Here is a 17923-nt window from a genome sequence, read left to right as displayed (position 1 = left end):
GCCCGCCGCGATGCGTCATGCCCTCCTCGCCGTCCGGAGGCCGGACGCGGCTCGGCTCACATGCCATCTGGCGTTGTTGTGCGGGGCTCTCGCCATCGCCTCCCCGACAGCGGCCGTGCCGTCGGCTTCACACGCCCTGCACATGAGCCCGGCGCAGGCCCAGTGGTTCGCCGCCGGCTATCAACTGTGCGCCGGACCGCTCCAACTGGGAGCGGGCGGACTCGCCGATCGCCTCGGCCCACGTCGGGTGCTGCTGGGCGCCCTGGCCGTCTTCGCCGCGGGGAGTCTCCTGGCCACCGTCGCCGTCCATGCCCCCTGCCTGATCGCCGCCCGCCTGCTGCAAGGAACAGGCGGAGCCGCCCTCTCGCCCGTCAGCCTCGCGCTCCTGCTGAGCCTGCACTCGGCGTCCGGGCATGAGGACCGGGCCGTGGCCGGGTGGGTGTCCACGGCCGCCGTCGCGTCCTGCCTCGGACCGCTTCTGGGCGGCTCGCTCACCGGTCTTCTCGGCTGGCGCGGAGTCTTCGCCGCGCTCGCCGTTCTCGCGTCCCTCACCGCATGCCGAGCCCGTTCCCTGCCCGCCCCGCACCCGGATCCCAAGACTGCGATGCCGCTGGACGCCCTGGGAATCGCTCTGTGCACGGGAACCGGCGCGGCGATTCTGGTCACTTTCACAGCGGCGACGGCGCACTCTGCGGCCCTCGCGACGGCTGCCGCGCTGAGCTCCGCCGTGCTCCTTCCCCTCCTCGTCCGGCAGACCCGGAGGCACTCCCACCCCGCGCTCGACGCGGGGCTCCTGCGCCGGGCTCCCGCACGTCGCGCCTTGCTGGCCCTGCTCACGCTGTTCAGCGCGAACTCCGCCTTCCACTTCCTCGCTTACTTCCACCTCTCCCGTGCGCATTCCCTCAGCCCCGTCCAGGCCGCGCTCGTCGCCCTTCCCGCTACGCTTCCCGCAGTCATCGCGGGTCGCCTGGCCGTCGCACGCTCCGCGCACCGCCACGGTCCGGCGCTGATCCGGGCCGGTCTGCTGTGCGTCGCGGCCGGCCTGCTCACCGCCACCGCGGGCTGTCGCCGTCCCACCCCCCTCTGGCTGCTGAGCGGCGGCTACGTTCTGGTCGGCTGCGGTCTCGGCCTGGCCAACGGGGCGGCCATGACCACGGTCACCAGGCACCGCGCCGCTCACCTCACCTCCCGGGCCACCGCGACGGCCACCACGTTCGCCATGCTGGGGGGCGCGTCCGGTCCCGTGGCCGCCGGGGCCGCGCTCGCCATCGCGGCCCATCTGCCTCTCGGGCGCGGGGCACCGTCCGGCGACCTGCCTGCCGCAGCCCTCACCGCGGGCGCGTCGGGCGGGAGCCAGCAGGGTGTGACGGTCGGCGTTCACGCCTCCCTGGTGCTCATCGCACTCGGCACGACAGCGGCTGCCTTCGCCCTCGGTCGTCGGGCCCGCACCGACCGGTGACCGCACCAGGACATGCCGGTGGCCCCGGTCCAGGGGGTGACCGGGGCCTCCGGGGGGCCATCCGAGGGGAGCGGACTACCCGGAACAGAACACCTTCGGGCCGACGAGGAGGTTGTCGTCCCTGGATGTCCGTCCATTTGCACCGGAGGCTCGCCGTCGCGAGCGCTGTTGTTGCCGGCTGCAGCCCGTTGCGGGCCCCGGTGCCACCTGAAGTAAATATATTTACTGCCGAGTAATCAAGCGTATGAAAATTTTCATTCGCTCCAGCGCCAAAAAAGTCCGGCCCTCCCCTGCCGGGTGTATGCGGGGAGAGGACCGGATGGCGGGGCGGCGGCCGCTGTCAGTGTTCGAGGAAGAAGTCGTGCTGCTCAGCGGCCTGCTCGTACTTCTCCAGCCGGAGCTGTGTGCGCTCGGGGTCGGCGTCGGCCATGGCCTGGAGGATGGCCGCGGACAGCACCCCGGGGGCCGCGTACGAGTCGAAGACAAGACGGGAGCCGGTGCCGGCGGTGAGGGCCACGTCGGCCTCCTCCACCAGCGGCCCGAGCGTCTGGTCCGTGATCAGCGCGACGCGCAGCCCCGTGCTGCGCGCGGCCCGCATCGCCGCCAGCATCTCCTTGGCGTGCCTCGGCATCGCGAACGCCAGCACCCACGTCCCGCCCGCCTCCCGCGACTGGAGCAGGGCGTCGTAGGCCACGCTGCCCCCGCGGGAGACGAGCCGCACGTCCGGGTGGATCCGCTTCGCCGCGTAGGCGAAGTACTCCGCCAGCGAGACGGAGATCCGCAGGCCCAGGATGGTCAGGGGAACGGACCGGGCGAGTTCACGGCCGAGGTCGAGCACCTGGTCGGGGTCGGCGAACACCCGGCGCAGGCTCTCCAGGCTCGCGATCTCGGCGTCGACGGCCGCCTGCAGCTCGTTGCGGCGGTCCTCCTCGCGCGTTCCCGTGGACCTCGCGACCGCGCTCAGCGCGATGGGCTGCAGGGCCTCCCGGAGGCCGGGGTACCCGCTGAATCCCAGGGAGGACGCGAAGCGGGTCACGGACGGCTGGCTCACCCCCACCCGCTCCGCGAGGTCCGTGATCGACAGGAACGCGGCCTCGGTGAGGTGGTCGGTGATGTAGCGCGCGATGCGCCGTTGCGCGGGAGACAACCGGTGGTCGCCGAACAAGGCGCGCACCTTGTCCGCGGGAAGCGGCTCCGCCCCCGGAGACCGCTTTCCCGGCGTGATCGCGGACGCCTGCGCGCGTGCCTGCTGCCCTGATGGCACTGGTGGTCTCCCTCTCGTCCTTCTCCCGCTCAACATAGCTCACCCACCGTGGCGGCCAAGGGGGAACATTCATGCGGGGAACAGGGGCAACGGCCTTCTCGCCGGGCCCTCTCGCCGGGCCTTCTCGCCGAGCCAAGGCCCGCCCGCCGGGGCCCGCCGTCGGGCCCCGGCGGAATGCGGGGTCATCGCTGCCCGGCCCCCAGGCGAACCAGTGCCTTGCCGGTGTTCGTGCCGCGCATCATGCCCAGGAAGGCGCCGGGTGCCTCTTCGATGCCTTCGGTGACGGTCTCCTCGGTGCGCAGTGTGCCGTCCGCGAGCCAGCCGGCGGCCTGCCCGATCCACTCGGGGAAGAGCGTGAAGTAGCTGCTGACGAGCATGCCGCGCAGCGTCACTTCCTTGGCGGCGGCCTGGAAGAGATTGTCGGGGCCGGGGGCGGGCTCCGTGGTGTTGTATCCGCTGATCGCGCCGACGAGGGCGATCCGGCCCCCGGGCCGTATCGCGGTGATCGCCGCCTGGAGGTGGTCGCCGCCCACGCTGTCCAGGTAGACGTCGATGCCTTTTGGTGCGGCCTGGGCGAGCTGTTCGCCGAGCCGGCCCTGGCGGTAGTCGACGGCGGCGTCGTATCCGAAGTCGTCGAGCAGCTTCCTGGTCTTGGCCGGGCCGCCCGCCGACCCGATCACCCGGGAGGCACCGAGCTTCCTGGCCAGCTGTCCGGCGACGCTGCCGACCGCGCCCGCCGCGGCGGAGATGAACACCACGTCTCCCTCACGGACCGGGGCGACCCGGGTGAGGGCCGCGTACGCGGTCAGGCCCGTGGTGCCCAGCGCCCCCAGGTAGTCCTGCGGCCGGGCCGCCGAGGTGTCCACCACCGTCACGGCCGCGGCGTCGAGGACCGCGTACTCGCGCCAGCCCAGGAAGTGCGAGACGGTCGCGCCGACCGGTACCGACGCGTCACGGGACGCCACCACGTCACCGATCGCGCTTCCCTCCATGGCGACGCCCAGCGGGAACGGCGGGATGTACGAGGGGGCGTCGTCCATCCGTCCGCGCATGTACGGGTCCACGGACATCCAGGTGTTGCGGACGAGGACCTGGCCTTCCGCGAGTTCCGGCACCGCGGTGGTGACCTGGGCGAAGTCCTCGGCAACCGGGGCCCCGACGGGGCGCGAGACGAGGTGGATCTCCCGGGAGACGGTGTGCGTCGCGATGTCGTTCATGATGGTTTTCTCTCTTCCTTCACTGCTTCGGTCGGGCTGATGTGACCACCATGGACGGGGCCGCGCACGAACCACTGACGGTCCGCGCACGGGCCGCTGAGGACCGCGCGTTAGCGTGACGCCATGCGATTCGACGTGCTGGGCCCGCTGAACGTGACCACGGAGGACGGCTCTCCCGTCACCGTGCCCGAGCCGAAGGTCCGGGCCCTGCTCGCCGATCTGCTGGTGCATCACGGACGGCCCGTGCCCGTGGACCGGCTGGTCGACGACCTGTGGGGCGACGCACTGCCGGGAAACCCCGGCAACTCCCTCCAGACCAAGGTCTCCCAGCTGCGCAGAACGCTGGAGAAGGCCGAACCGGGCGCCCGGGGACTGGTGGAGTACGGGCCGGCCGGTTACAGCCTGCGCGTCGCGGACGATGCCGTGGACGCCGGACGGTTCACCGCGCTCGTCGCCCGTGCGCACGCGACCGGCGAACCGCGGGCGAAGGCGACGCTGCTCGCGGACGCCCTCGGCCTCTGGCGCGGAGAGGCGTACGTCGATTTCCGTGACGCCGATTTCGCCCGGGCGGAGGCCGCCCGCCTGGAGGAGCAGCGACTGACGCTGACCGAAGAGCTCGCCGAGATCCGCTTGGCACTCGGCGAACACGGTGCCCTGGCAGACGAGTTGGCGCCAGTGGTCGCCCTGCATCCGCTGCGGGAAAGGCTGCGCGGCGCCCATATGCGGGCCCTGTACGGGGCCGGGCGCCCGACGGAGGCGCTGGACGCCTACCGGGACATCGAGCAGCGGCTCGCCGACGAACTCGGCCTCGACCCCGGCGCCGCGCTGACCGCCCTCCACCAGGCCGTCCTGCGACAGGACCCCCAACTCGCCCCGGCTCCCGCGTCGGCCCCCTCGGCCACCGTTGCGCCGCGCACCAACCTGCCCGCCCCGCTCACCGCGTTGGTCGGGCGCGGCGACGACGTCGCCCGGATATGCGCGGCAACGGCGTCGAGCCGGCTCGTGACGCTCACCGGCCCCGGTGGCGTCGGCAAGACCCGGCTGGCCCTGGAGGCGGCGGCGCGGCTGACGGACTCCTTCGCCGACGGCGTATGGCTCGTCGAACTCGCCGGGATCCGGGGAGAGGTGGCCGAGACGGTCGCCGCTGCCCTGGGCGTGCGCGACGACACTCCTCACGAGTCGGGACCGGGCGGGACGGTGGACCGGCTCGTCCGGACCATCGGCTCACGGCACATGCTGCTCGTCCTCGACAACTGTGAACACGTCATCGAGCCCGTCGCCGCCCTCGCCGAGCGGATGTTGCGCCGTTCGGCACGACTGCACATCATCGCCACCAGCCAGGAACCCCTGGCCATCTCGGGCGAGACCCTGGACGCCGTCGCCCCGCTGGCCGAAGCGGATGCCGTACGGCTCTTCGCGGACCGCGCGGCGGCATCCGCCCCCGGCTTCGCCCTGGACGCGGACAACAGCGAAGCCGTGGCCCTCATCTGCCGTCGCCTCGACGGCATCCCGCTGGCCCTGGAACTGGCCGCCACGCGCGTGCGGACGCTGGGGGTGCACACGCTGGCCGACCGTCTGCACGACCGGTTCCGGCTGCTGAACCAGGTACGGCGGGACGCCCCCGCACGCCAACGCACGCTGCGGGCGATGATCGACTGGAGCTGGGAGCTGCTGACCGCACCCGAGCGGACCGTACTGAGCCGGCTGGCCGTGTTCTCCGGAGGTTTCGACCTGGACGCCGCCGAAGCGGTGTGCGCGGCCCAGGGGGTACGGACCGAGGACGTACTGGACGTCCTCACCCGGCTCGTCGACCGCTCGCTGGTCGTGACCGCCGACGGCATGGGGTCGGCCCGCTACCGCACGCTGGAATCCGTCACGGCGTACAGCGGGGAGCGACTCCGTGCAGCGGGCGAGCACCAGGCCGCGCGGCTGCGGCACGCGGCTCACTACGCCGCTGCCGCCGAAGCGGCGGAACCCCATCTCTACGGCCGTGACCAGCGACGATGGCTGCGCCGACTCGACGGTGAGGCAGCCAATGTGCGGGCGGCGCTCGACACCGCCGTGGAGCACGGGGACGCCGCGCTCGCCCTGCGCCTGGTCAACGCGATGTCCTGGTACTGGTACCTGCGCGGGCGCCTCGGCGAGGCCCTCCGCTCGTTGGATCTCGCGCTGGGGCGCGCCGGGGGCGCGCCGACGGCCCGGGACAGCGCGCAGGCGAGGCACGCGGCCTTCTCCTTGCTCACCGGCGACGGCTCGCCACACGGCGACAGCTACGAGGCCGCGACGCCCCGGGCCCGCTGGCTGCTCGACTACGCGCGCTGCGGCTTCGACGGCCCGACCGGTGACGATCCGCTCGACGGCCTGCTGGACGAATTCCGCGCACTCGGCGACGCCTGGGGCACGGCGGCGGTGCTGATCACCCGCGCGACCCGGTCGGGCTTCCGGGGCGACCTCCCCGCGTTGCGCCGCAGCGCCGAGCGGAGCGCGGCCCTCTTCGCGGAGCTGGGCGACCGATGGGGCCGGCTGCGGGCCTCGGAGCACCTGGGAACGCTCGCCGAGATCAACGGAGCGTACGAGGAGGCGGCCCGTCTGCATGACGAGGGCGTGCGCGGGGCCGAGGAGCTGGAACTGTGGACCGACGTCTCCTTCCGGCTGGCCAGGCTCGGCCGTGTCGCCCTGCTGACCGGTGACGACACACGCGCCACCGCGTGCCACGAACGCGCCCGTCAACTCGCCGCGCAGCAGTCCCACCGCCCCGCGGAACAGTTCGCCGAGACGGGCCTGGCCCTCGGCGCCCGCCGCCGCGGCGACCTCGACACCGCCGAGCGACACCTCCTCCCCTGGCTGGAGTGGAACCGCCGCCTGGGCGTCGACTCCGGTGCCGCCCTGGTCCTCGCGCAGCTCGGTTTCGTCGCCGAACAGCGCGGCGAAGCGGGGCGCGCGCTGGAACTCCACCTCGACGGTCTGGCGGCGGCCCGCAGAACCGGCGACCCGCGTGCCGTCGCCCTGGCCCTGGAGGGGCTGGCCGGTGCCCGGGCCGCGGGCGGCCGGCCCCGCCACGCCGCCGAGCTCCTCGGCACGGCCACCACCCTCCGCGAGTCCGTCGACGCGACGCTCCCGGCTCCTGAACGCACCGATGTCGACAGGGCCGCCGTGCGAGCACGCGCGGCGCTGGGAGAGGACGGGTTCGCGGCGGCCTTCGCCCACGGGCACACGCTCACCGTCGACGACCACACGCGGGCCCTGGGCGCCGGGGAGGTGCCGTCGGAGCCCGGGATCCGGGCCTGAGGCGCGCACGTCAGCCTCCGCGCACGCTGTGCGCATTCGTCGTGACGTGGTGTGTGGGGGTGGGGGGTGGGGTGTGAGGCCGCTCATGGGACCCAGATCACTTACGAACCCGGGTAGTGGACTCCAGATTCGGACATTTGGGTGTGAAGTGGGGTGATGGGTGGGGTGTGCGGGGGTGTGCTGTTCCGGGGTGGGGTAGTAGGTCACACCTTTGCCAGCGGCTTTTCGGGCCGCTAACAATTGCCGAGTCGCATGGCGCCGTCGATCGAGACACGGCGCTTTCTTCGCGCCGATCCGGCCAGTGCGACTCACGCGATTGGAAGAGGTTCAGCCAGCATGCGCTCCACCACCACCGGTACCGCCCGTCTGACCAAGGCCCACAAGCTCACCGCCGCCGGCATCACCGTCGCCATGGGCGCCGCAGCCGTCGCCATGGCCGTCACCCCCGGCCAGAGCGCCGAGACCCCCTCCATCGCCGTGAAGCCCGTCGCCTGGACCACCACCGACCTCGGCGCCCACCACCACATCGGCAACCAGTCCGACAAGGCCGCACAGCAGGCCAAGACCGACGCCGCTGAGGCGAAGAAGAAGGCCGACGCCGCCGCGAAGGCCAAGGCCGACAAGGACCGCGCCGAGAAGCAGGCCGCCAGCCGCTCCCAGGCCCGCACCCCCGTCAAGCCCGCCGCCCCCGCCAAGCCCGCGGCCCCCGCCAAGCCTGCGGCTCCGGTGAAGAAGGCGTATGCCGACAACCTCGACGGGTGGATCAAGGAGTCCCTGGACATCCTGAAGTCCAAGAACATCCCCGCCAGCTACGAGGGCATCAAGCGCAACGTGATGCGCGAGTCGACCGGCAACCCCCGCGCGATCAACGACTGGGACATCAACGCCGCCAACGGCGTCCCCTCCAAGGGCCTGCTCCAGATCATCGACCCCACCTTCAAGGCCTACCACGTCGAGGGCACCTCCTGGGACCCCTACGACCCCGTCGCCAACATCACCGCCTCCTGCAACTACGCCGCCGACAAGTACGGCTCCATGGACAACGTCAACTCCGCCTACTGAGCGAGCCGACACCGGAGCCCACACCCGCACGCCGAAGGGCGGCAGCACCCCACCCGGTGCCGCCGCCCTTCGGCGTGTATCCCCGCGGAACCCCGCTCCCGGCCCCGCGCTTCCGCTGCTCAGTCCGCGGTGCCTTCGAGTGCGACGAGGTCGGCCAGCGCCCGCAGCCCGCCGTCGGCCCATGCCTGACGCTGCCGGTCGGCCGGCGTGCCGCGCTGGAGGAACTGATGCAGCAGGGAGGTCACCTCGCGGGTGTCCCCGTTGTCCTCGAGTGCGGGAGCGATGTGGTCGAGCAGCGTGCAGACAAGGTCCCCGGCGGACCGTTGGCAGCCCTGGGGGTCGATGAGTCTGCCTTCCAGACCGTGCCGGGCCGCGTGCCAGTTCGCCGCGTACAGCGCCTCCGGCAGGCACGGGGGGACAGGGACCCCTGTGTTCTCCTCGCGCAGGGCGGTGGCGGCCAGCGCGCGGACGATACCGGCGAACATCGCCGCCTCCTCCGCCCTGAGCTGGACATCGAAACAGCGCACCTCGAGGGTGGGGTACCGGTCGGAGAGGCGTGCCTGCCAGTAGACCTGGCCGGTGTCGGCGATCGCCCCGGCCTTCACCAATGCGTCCACCCGTCGCTCGTAGTCGGCGGCGTCGGCGAAGTGGGGAGGCGGCCCGCTGACCGGCCAGCGGCCGAAGACCACCGTGCGCCAGCTGGCGAATCCGGTGTCCTGGCCACGCCACAGCGGGGAGTTCCCCGCCATGGCCACCAGTAGCGGTAGCCACAGGCGGACCCGGTTGAGGACCGCCACGCCCGCTGACCGGTCGGGCATCGCCACGTGCACGTGCATGCCGTTGACCAGCTGCTCGTCGACCAGCCGCGCCCCTTCCGCGCGCAGCGCCAGATAGCGGGGGCTCGGGGTGACCGGGACCGGGATCCCGCCGGTGAGCGGCGCCGCCCCGGTGGCGGCTGCCCGGCAGCCGACGGTCGAGGCAGCGGCGCTCACCGCGTGGCGCAGCCGCAACAGATGCCCGCCGACCTCGGCCAGGTCCTCGCACACCGGGGTGGCGACCTCCACCTGGGCCTGCAGCAGCTCCTGCTGGACCTCTTCCTCGCCCGCGATCCTCTGCAGCCCGGCCGCCGCACGCGTTTCCTCGGCCAAGGACACGGGCAGGGCGGTGACGGGGTCGAGCAGGAGGTACTCCTCCTCCACACCAATGGTCATCACTCAGGTACCCGTACCCGCACGTCGGGAGGCCAATCCCGGGCAGCCTCCCGGGGTGGTCCGGCAGGGGGCAGGCCCCCGCCGACGGAGGGAGAGCGGGCGGCGTCGGCGCCCGCCCGTACTCACCCGAGTGGCGGAGCGGTCGGCTCGCCTGCCTGCGTGCCCCGTCCACACGGTGGACGACGGAGAACCCGCGAACGGCACACCCGTCGTGAGCACCTTCCTCGCGCGGGGCCCGGTGGAGGGCCGCCCCGTGCGGCCGTCCAATGGTGACGCCACACCGCCGCACCGGAAGAGAGCTGATCATGGCCGTCGTAGACCCCGTGACAGACCCCGCGGTCACCACCTCGCCCGTCGAGTCGTACAACGAGTGGGACCCGCTGGAAGAGGTGATCGTCGGCACCCTCGGCGGCTGCGCCGTACCGGCGTGCGAGACAGCAGTCGCGGCCGTGGTGCCCCACCGGCAGAAGGACTTCTTCGAACGCAACGCCGGAGGGGCCTTCCCCGCCGAGTACACCGCTCGCGCCGCCGCGGAGCTGGAGGATTTCGCGGCCCTGCTGACCTCCCTCGGCGTCCGGGTGGTGCGCCCGGACGCCCTCGACCAACGGCGTCCCTTCGCCACCCCGGACTGGAGCAGCCCGGGTGGTCTCTACAGTGCGATGCCCAGGGACGTGCTGCTGATCGTCGGCGACACCGTCATCGAGTCGCCCATGGCCTGGCGCTCCCGCTACTTCGAGGCCCACGCGTACCGGCGTCTGCTCATGGACTACTTCCGCCGGGGTGCAAAGTGGATCAGCGCTCCCCGGCCACGGCTGCTGGACAGCCTGTACGACGAGGACTTCGACGACGAGCGTCCCTACCGCAGCGGCCGGTACGCCACCACGGAGGCGGAACCGACCTTCGACGCGGCCGACTTCGTCCGCTGCGGACGTGACCTCTTCGCCCAGCGCAGCCACGTGACGAACCTGGCGGGCATCGAATGGGTCCGCAGGCATCTCGGGGACTCCTATCGCGTCCACCTGGTAGAGGTCGCCGACCACGCGCCGATGCACATCGACGCCACCTTCATGCCGCTGGCCCCCGGCAAACTCCTGCTCAACCCGGAGCGCGTGAAGACGGTCCCGAGCTGCTTCGACTCGTGGGACATCCGCTTCGCGCCCCAGCCGGCGCTGCCGGAGGACCACGTGCTGTACATGTCCAGTGCCTGGGTGTCCATGAATGTCTTCATGGTCGACGAGCGGCGAGTCGTCGTGGAGGCGGGCGAGGCCCCGTTGATCGACTTCCTGCAGGACTGGGGTTTCGACGTCCTGCCGGTGAGCTTCCGCAACGTGATCCGGTTCGGCGGGTGCTTCCACTGCGTCACGGCGGACGTTCGCCGACGTGGGGAACTGCGCTCGTACTTCTGAGCGGTCGGGACATGGATGACATGGCCCAGGCGCGCACGGATCACTTGACGTCGACCGCCGCCCACGCGGCCCCCACCGCCCGGTACTGGGCGCTTTCCTGCCCGTGGAGATCGGCGGCTGCGGCCAGCGTCGCCCGGCGCGCGCCGTGGTAGTCGGTGCTCGACGTCATGCGTTCGGTGAGTGCCTTGTAGAGGATCTTCTCGGCGGCGGACCGGCCGATGCCGGTGACCGGGCGGCCGTCGTAGGTCGGGCTGTTGTAGGAGACGCCGTTGATCACCTTCTGTCCGCTGCCCTCGGCGAGCAGGTAGAAGAAGTGGTTCGCGGGGCCCGAGGCATATTGCGGGTGTGGCTGATGCCGGAGTACCAGTAGTCCTTGGAAGCGCCGTCTCTTGACGGCTTGTCCAGGTAACGCAGGGGAGTCCTGTCGCCCGAGATGTCGATGCCTTCGCCGATGAGGTAGTCGCCCGGGTCGGCACGGTTGCCGGCGTGGAACTCCGCGGCCACCGCGAAGATGTCGCTGATCGCCTCGCCCAGCCCGGCGGTCTCCCCGAAGTAGCCGAGGCCGGCGGTCGCCGCGATGACGCCGTGGGTCATCTCGTGCGCGCCGACGTCGATGCGTATCAGGTTCCGGGACGGCGAGCTTGCGGTGCCGTAGGTCATGCAGGAGGTGGCGAGGTTGTAGAAGGCGGATTCGTTGCCGTAACGGACGCGGCTGCAACCGGCCCGCCCGTCGTTGCGCATGCCCTTCCTCCCGTGTGCGTCGAGGAAGTAGTCCCAGAACACGGAGTGGATGTAATGGGCGGCCACGGCGTCCGCCTGCCGGCCGTGAGGGTCGTGGTCGCACCAGACGTTGTCGTCGTCGGTGACCAGGGTGCCGGTGCCCGTCGTGCCGCCGTTCATGTCGTAGGTCCTGTGGTTGCCCCGCTCGGGGTCGTTGAGCTCAAAAGCGCCCCGCACCGCGCCAGGCCCAGGGCGGGCCGGGACCGGGGCGGCCCGGCCGCGTGGTGCTGTTGCGAGCCGATCGCACCTGGTCACAGGGCGCATGACGGCTGTAGCCGCAATCGGATCGGTGTGCCAGTGTGGAATTCATGGAGGGGCTTCGGCACACTCGCACCCACGCCCGGCACCACGATCGCGGCGGCTCGGGGCACCAGCACGATGGGGAGCGTTCCCGCGCGTCGCGTCTGCGGCACCGGCTCGCCCATCTGGTCACCTCGCACCGCCATGAGGCCGGCGACAAGGTGGACGCGGCGATGGAGGCCTCCCGCGAGGGGATGCGCACGCTGTGGATCTCCCTGGTCGTGCTGGGCGCGACGACCGCCGTCCAGGCCGTGATCGTCGCGCTGTCGGGATCCGTGGCGCTGCTCGGGGACACGATCCACAACGCCGCCGATGCGCTGACCGCCGTCCCGCTGGGGATCGCGTTCCTGCTGGGGCGGCGGGCGGCGAACCGCCGTTACACCTACGGCTACGGCCGCGCCGAGGACCTGGCGGGCATCGTCATCGTGGCGACCATCGCGGCTTCCGCGGGCCTGGCCGCCTACGTGGCCGTGGACCGGCTGCTGAACCCCCGTGAACTCACCCACCTCTGGGCGGTCGCCGCGGCGGCCCTGGCCGGGTTCGCCGGCAACGAGTGGGTCGCCCGCTACCGCATCCGTACCGGGCGGCGGATCGGCTCCGCCGCGTTGGTGGCCGATGGTCTGCACGCCCGGACCGACGGCTTCACCTCGCTGGCCGTCCTCTTGAGCGCCGGTGGTGCGGCCCTCGGCGTGCGGGCGGCCGATCCGATCGTCGGCCTGCTGATCACCGTTGCCATTCTGCTGGTCCTCAAGGACGCGGCCCGCGAGGTGTACCGGCGTCTGATGGACTCCGTCGACCCCGCCCTCGTCGACACCGCGGAGACCGCGCTGCGTGGTGTCGACGGCGTGCTGGACACCGGGCAGGTACGGATGCGGTGGATCGGTCACGCCCTGCGGGCCGAGGCCGACATCATCGTCGCGTCGCACCTGACCGTCGTCCAGGCACACGAGCTGGCCGTCGCGGCCGAACACGCCCTGATCCACGCCGTTCCCCGGCTGACCGCCGCGACGGTACACACCGACCACCTCCCTGCCGGCGGCGACCCGCACGCGGCCCTCGCCCACCACGGCAGCCGGCCTCAGGCGCCGACGTGAGGCGCGGGATTCACCAACGGGGCTTCCTGTCCAGATGGTTCCACTTCGCGCCGGGCGGGAGGGTGAAGTCCGCCTTGAGCGACGAGCCTTCCCATCGCCAGCGGACGTCCTTCGGCTGGCCGGACGGGCAGCACTGGGGGTCGCCGGTCCTGAACTGGGGGAAGCGCACCGTGACGGTCCTACCGTCCGAGGACCTGACCGACACCACTTCCGTGGTGAGGTCACCGACCTTCCTGGAGCCGTGGAAGAAGTAGAGGACCTGGCAGTCGGTCACGACATGGGGGCAGTTGCCGGCCACGGCCCGTAGGGGGCCGGGCTGGTCGGCCGGGTCGTTGAACACATCGCTCACCCCCGCCTCAGCCATCAGGCGGCGGACCGTGCGGGCCTCGAAGTCGTCCCGCTCTCCGCCCGGAGAGGCGGAGGAGGGCGCACGAGAGCCGGCAGGCGCCGCTTCGGACGAAGATCCGGCCGGTCCGGTCGGGCGGCCGGAGGACGGGCGGGCACGTACCTCGTCCGGGGACGTGGACGTCGTGCACCCCGTGGCGGCGCACAGGGCGAGCAGCGTGAGAGCGGGGACCGCTCGGGGTAAGTGCATCGTTTCACCTCTGGTCGGGGGCCGGGCACAGCGTGTCCTCGTCACTCCCCTTCGGGAATGACCGGCGTTCGGTCGCGGTGGGCTCGCGGCCCACCAGGGCACACAGATGCCTGATCCAACGTTGGGGGCTGAAAGGCACGGACCGGATCTGCTTTCCGGACGCGATCAGAAGGGTCTCGCCGGATCGCGTGACCGCCATCCGCAGGTTCGTCGCCGTCTGCCGCAACTCGGGCCCCACCAGATCGGCCTGGACCAGGTGGCCGTCGGGGCCGAGGGCGCGAAGGCGTGCCCTGCGGTCGAAGGCCGCCAGATATCCGCTGCTGAAGCCGATGAGCCGGTCGCTGTTGTCGGTGCCCGAGAGGAGTCCCGTCGTCCCTCCGTCGGCGAACCGGTGCACCGCGGTCTGGCCGTGGGAATCGATGAGGGCGAGACGGTCGCCGTCGGGGCTGAAGACGGCGCCCTCCGCGGTCGTGCCGGACGCCGTGCTGAGCGTCCTCGTCCGTTCCCGCCGGTCGAGGTCCCGGACGACGACATCGGCGATGCCGTGCACGACCAGGGCGACCTGCCCGGTGCCGGGACGGGGAACCAGCTCCGCCTCCGGCCGGGCCCCACCCGCGCCCGGCCGCGCAGCCGGACCGGAGGCCGGCACCGGCAGGGGCCGGCCGATGCTCCTGCCGCTGTCGACGCCCCACCGGGTGAGCACGCCGTCGCGCCACACCAGCAGGCGGCCTGCGGAGTCCGCGCCGATGGCCTCGGGCCGGCCGCGCTCGTCGGCCGACCGGTGCTGGGCGATCAGTCTCACTTCCCGCAGGGACGGGAGCGAACGCAGCACGATGCCGTCACTGCGGCTCTGCGCCAGGAATTTCCCCACGAAGGCGAGGGGTGCCTTGTGCGGCGCCGACGCGTCGGCGACCTGCCGACCGGTACCGAGGTCGTACAGCCGAAGCCGGGACTCCTTGTCCACCAGCGCGGCGTAGCGGCCGTCGTCCCGTAGCACCAGGCTCGACGCCGCTCCGTCCATGCCCACCGGAACCAGCCGGTCGTCTCCGCCCAGTGCGACAAGGGAGTTGGCGGTGGTGGTCACCACCATGCCGTTCCGCGGTCCGCCGAGCGGCAGCGGCAGCCGGTCCCGCGCGGACATCAGCCCGTACTCGGCCACCTTCTCGTAGGTGTCGTCGCGCCCGTCCGCGAGGGGTGCGGGAGCGGGCCGTACGCTCACGGAAGCCTCGGTCCCGAGGACCGCGGCGTGGGAACCGTCACCGAGCTGGATCAGATGGGTCTCCTCAAGGCTGCAGGGGGCGAGTTCGGACGCGTAGCCCGGGATGCGGTGGCGCCCGGAGACGAGGTCGGTGAGCTGCCACGTGCCGACGTTGTCGGCGAATTCGCAGGCCAGAGCCTGTTCTCCCGACGAGGACACGACCCGGCCGCTCCCGTCGTCGGCCGGCGTGAGGGCAGTGCTGTGGACGGGACGGGGCGGGCGGCCCGACCAGACGGTCACCTCATTGGTGCCGGCTCCGGCGGCGCGCGTGGCGGTGGCCCTTCCCTCGGTGAGGACACGCCCTTCGGTCCCCGGCCAGACACGGGAGAACCTTTCCTGTCCCACGGCATCGGGTCCGATGAGGGCCGGAGCCCCGTCCGCCCGGCGCAGGTCCCACAGGACGGCGCCCAGCCCTCCGGCCGCCATGCCCACGAGCCGTTGCCCCGACGCGTCGAACGCCAGGCTGACGACGCTGCGACCCGCCCCCTCCCGGGCCGGGGGAACCGGGAGCGAGCGCACCCGCCGATGCGTCCGCGCGTCCCACAGGGCGACCTCGCCGCCGGGTACCGCGGTGGCCAGGTGGCTCTCGTCCCTCGACACGGCGACGGCACGGGCGCGTCCGTCCACGAGCACCCGGGCGCGCTCCCCGCTCCCCGGGCGCCAGACCAGGACGCGTCCCTCGCTGGTCCTCGCGGCGACGAGCCGCCCGAGCGAGCCCGTGGTGTAAGCCATCTCCTCCCCGTCCGGGGAAGGCAGGAGAGCCCGGTGGTGCCGGGTGCGGAAGAACTGCAGCAGCAGACTCTCCCAGGCCTCGCCAGTCGCCTCCGTCCGGTAGGCGGCCACGGCGGCCACCCCCGCGGCGTCGGGCGCGGTCGCAGCGTCCTTCGCCCGCGCGGCAAGCTGCTTGGACGCGCTGGTCCTGCGGGCATCAGCGGCCTGACGGCTCCTCACATCGACCACGACGACCGCCGCGACGAGCGCCAGGACCAGACAGACGGCCAGGGCGGCACCGCCTGTCCGCAACAGCGCATGGCGGCGCCTGGCACTGCGACCGGCCAGAATGTAGGAGCGTTCCGGCTCGGTCAGGTCCGGCTTCCGCTCGTCGAGCCACCGCAGAGCGGCTTGCAGGGACCGTCGGGTGAGCAGCCCGCCGCGTTCGCGACCGCCCCGCTCCCAGAGGGCGATATGGCCCCGCAGCTCCTCCTGCCATACCCGGAACGTCCTGTCCTCGGCGACCCAGCCGGCCAACCGTGGCCACGCGCCGATCAGCGCGTCATGGACGAGACTCGCGGTCCAGCGACCTTGCGGATCCTTGTCCGCGACGAGGAGCCGGGCCGTCGAGAGCCGGTCGACGACGGACTGGCGCCGTGGGGTGAGGTCGTCCAGCGCCACCGCCCGCCCCGTGTGCCGCCCGGAGGCGTCCGGTCGCACCAACTGGGTGAACAGCCACCGTGCGTCCTCCTGGCCGGCGGGCTCCAGGCCATCGCGCCAGACACGTTCCGCGTAATGGGCGAGCGCCCCGGTGACGCCGCCGAAGTCCTCGTAGACCCGGTGCGTCATGAGACCGGCGCTGCGCTGCTCCCACAGCAGGCTCAATGTGAACTGCACCAGCGGCAAGGGCTCGACCGACGGGCCGACCTCGTCGAGGATGCGGCTGACCAGCCCTGCCTCGAAACCGATGCCCCACCAGCGTTCGATCGGCTGCTCGATGACCCGTCGCAGGTCGTCGGCGGAGAGCCGGTGCAGCAGCAGCGGGTTTTCGGTGACCATCCGGCTCAGGAGGGGGTGGCGCAGCGCCGCGTCGAAGAAGTCCGAGCGGAGGGCGACCACCAGCCGCAGGACCGCGGGCCGCGCCGAGGGGCCGCCGAAGGCCAGCGACAGGAGCTGTTCGAGGACACGGTCGTCCTCCTCGGTGGAAGCGATGACGAGTTCCTCGAACTGGTCGATGATCAGGACGAGTTCCCGGTGGTGTGATTCCGCGGCGCCGACGACGATGCCGGGCAGCCCGCCCCGGGCGATGTCCTCCTCGAGGGACCGCACGCGCTCATGGCCGGGCGGCGGACCGCCGGGGGAGGGCGGTGCCGTCAGCCCGGCCAGGGAACGGGCCAGGGCCGCGCCGAGAGTCGTTCCCGCCCGGGGGCGGAGCACCGCCCACGGGGTGTCCGAGCGTGCGAGCCGCGGCACCAGCCCCGCGTGCAGGAGCGAGGTCTTCCCGCTGCCCGATCCCCCCACCACCGGGACCACACGGTGGGACCTCGTCAACGCGTGCAGACGCTCGACGTCCCGTTCCCGGCCGTGGAAGACGGCGGCGTCCTCCGGCCGGAACGCTTCGAGCCCTCGGTAGGGACTGGGCGGGTCGACGGCGGACCGCAGGTCCGGCCAGGCGTCCAGCAGAGCCGACGTGGGAAGGGCGTACCCGGTGCGGCGTTCGGCGCGTGTCTCCACGGCGACGACCATGCCGACGACCGCTTCGAGCCGCAGGTCGTGGACGGGCGCGCCGCTGAACCCGCGCGCCACGGGGAATCCCGCCGTGCGGGTGTCCTCCAACTGGAGCCACCCGCCCGCCAGCCGGGCGAGCAGTCGGCCGCGGCTCCACACGCCCATGGGCCTGCCCTCGGGCAGCCCGAAGGTCAGGTAGGGGTGGTCCCACACCTCCGTCACGGGGCTGAGGCGCACGGCCCGTACGGATGCGGGCAGGGGGCCCAGCACACGCAGCCCCGCCACGTCCCCCGACTCGTCGTCGGCCACCGGATGCCAGGTCACGACTTCGGCGAGGACGGGCTCGTCCGGTGCCACCAGAGGGAAGACCAAGGTGAGACGGTGCCCGATCCAGGAGGCGGGGTGTGGATGGACCGCCGCTTCCAACACATGCGCACACGTGATCACTTCACGCGGACCGACGAGGAAGGCGAGACCGGAGGACGAGCCCCCGGCGTCGACGACGGCGATGGCTCGTTCGATGGCGCTGCCCGATTGCTCCCGCATCCGC

12 protein-coding genes are annotated in these 17923 nt (G+C 72.3%); 5 read left to right on the top strand and 7 right to left on the bottom strand.

Annotation, left to right across the window (positions count from 1 at the left end):
- The first annotated feature begins 10 nt into the window (after positions 1-10).
- Positions 11-1459, top strand: coding sequence for an MFS transporter (locus tag JO379_RS02065; RefSeq protein ID WP_245381339.1), 1449 nt, complete (start codon positions 11-13; stop codon positions 1457-1459).
- A 340-nt stretch (positions 1460-1799) separates the two neighbouring features.
- Here JO379_RS02065 and JO379_RS02060 read toward each other — a convergent pair whose 3' ends face one another.
- Both JO379_RS02060 and JO379_RS02055 read right to left on the bottom strand, forming a co-directional pair.
- The gene (locus JO379_RS02060; protein ID WP_209513487.1) at positions 1800-2723 is read right to left on the bottom strand and encodes a MurR/RpiR family transcriptional regulator; all 924 of its coding nucleotides are present in this window, start codon (positions 2721-2723) and stop codon (positions 1800-1802) included.
- A gap of 182 nt (positions 2724-2905) precedes the next feature.
- Positions 2906-3940: an NADP-dependent oxidoreductase gene (locus tag JO379_RS02055; protein WP_209513486.1), complete on the bottom strand. Its 1035-nt coding sequence runs from the start codon at positions 3938-3940 to the stop codon at positions 2906-2908.
- Positions 3941-4063: 123 nt separating this feature from the next.
- On the opposite strand from JO379_RS02055, the gene JO379_RS02050 reads away from it, so the two are divergent.
- Together JO379_RS02050 and JO379_RS02045 are read left to right on the top strand one after the other, a co-directional pair.
- Positions 4064-7228 (top strand): AfsR/SARP family transcriptional regulator, encoded by a 3165-nt coding sequence (locus tag JO379_RS02050; RefSeq protein ID WP_209513485.1) that lies wholly within the window; start codon positions 4064-4066, stop codon positions 7226-7228.
- 336 nt (positions 7229-7564) lie between these two features.
- A complete protein-coding gene (locus JO379_RS02045; protein WP_209513484.1) occupies positions 7565-8290 on the top strand; it encodes a transglycosylase SLT domain-containing protein in 726 nt (241 codons plus the stop codon).
- 119 nt (positions 8291-8409) lie between these two features.
- Here JO379_RS02045 and JO379_RS02040 read toward each other — a convergent pair whose 3' ends face one another.
- A complete protein-coding gene (locus JO379_RS02040; RefSeq protein WP_209513483.1) occupies positions 8410-9504 on the bottom strand; it encodes a carboxylate-amine ligase in 1095 nt (364 codons plus the stop codon).
- A gap of 302 nt (positions 9505-9806) precedes the next feature.
- On the opposite strand from JO379_RS02040, the gene JO379_RS02035 reads away from it, so the two are divergent.
- The gene (locus JO379_RS02035; protein WP_209513482.1) at positions 9807-10907 is read left to right on the top strand and encodes an amidinotransferase; all 1101 of its coding nucleotides are present in this window, start codon (positions 9807-9809) and stop codon (positions 10905-10907) included.
- Between the two features lie 40 nt (positions 10908-10947).
- Here JO379_RS02035 and JO379_RS33590 read toward each other — a convergent pair whose 3' ends face one another.
- Together JO379_RS33590 and JO379_RS02030 are read right to left on the bottom strand one after the other, a co-directional pair.
- A complete protein-coding gene (locus JO379_RS33590; protein WP_307841856.1) occupies positions 10948-11184 on the bottom strand; it encodes a M4 family metallopeptidase in 237 nt (78 codons plus the stop codon).
- Positions 11181-11864 carry a M4 family metallopeptidase gene (locus JO379_RS02030; RefSeq protein ID WP_307841855.1) on the bottom strand — a complete coding sequence of 228 codons (684 nt, stop codon included), beginning with the start codon at positions 11862-11864 and terminating at the stop codon, positions 11181-11183. Before JO379_RS02030 ends, JO379_RS33590 begins: the two co-directional genes overlap by 4 nt.
- Positions 11865-11995: 131 nt before the next feature.
- Between JO379_RS02030 and JO379_RS02025 the strand changes: the two genes are divergently transcribed.
- A complete protein-coding gene (locus tag JO379_RS02025) occupies positions 11996-13081 on the top strand; it encodes a cation diffusion facilitator family transporter (RefSeq protein WP_209513481.1) in 1086 nt (361 codons plus the stop codon).
- A 10-nt stretch (positions 13082-13091) separates the two neighbouring features.
- Here JO379_RS02025 and JO379_RS02020 read toward each other — a convergent pair whose 3' ends face one another.
- Both JO379_RS02020 and JO379_RS02015 read right to left on the bottom strand, forming a co-directional pair.
- Positions 13092-13676 carry an LppP/LprE family lipoprotein gene (locus JO379_RS02020; RefSeq protein WP_209513480.1) on the bottom strand — a complete coding sequence of 195 codons (585 nt, stop codon included), beginning with the start codon at positions 13674-13676 and terminating at the stop codon, positions 13092-13094.
- A 4-nt stretch (positions 13677-13680) separates the two neighbouring features.
- On the bottom strand, positions 13681-17919 hold the full coding sequence (locus JO379_RS02015; protein WP_209513479.1) for an nSTAND1 domain-containing NTPase: 4239 nt from the start codon (positions 17917-17919) through the stop codon (positions 13681-13683).
- Between the last annotated feature and the right edge of the window lie 4 nt (positions 17920-17923).

This window comes from Streptomyces syringium, from assembly GCF_017876625.1.
GTDB classification, from domain to species: Bacteria; Actinomycetota; Actinomycetes; order Streptomycetales; family Streptomycetaceae; genus Streptomyces; species Streptomyces syringius.
The sequence above is the reverse complement of the archived record's forward strand: the minus strand, read 5'-3'. Positions and strand labels throughout refer to the sequence as shown.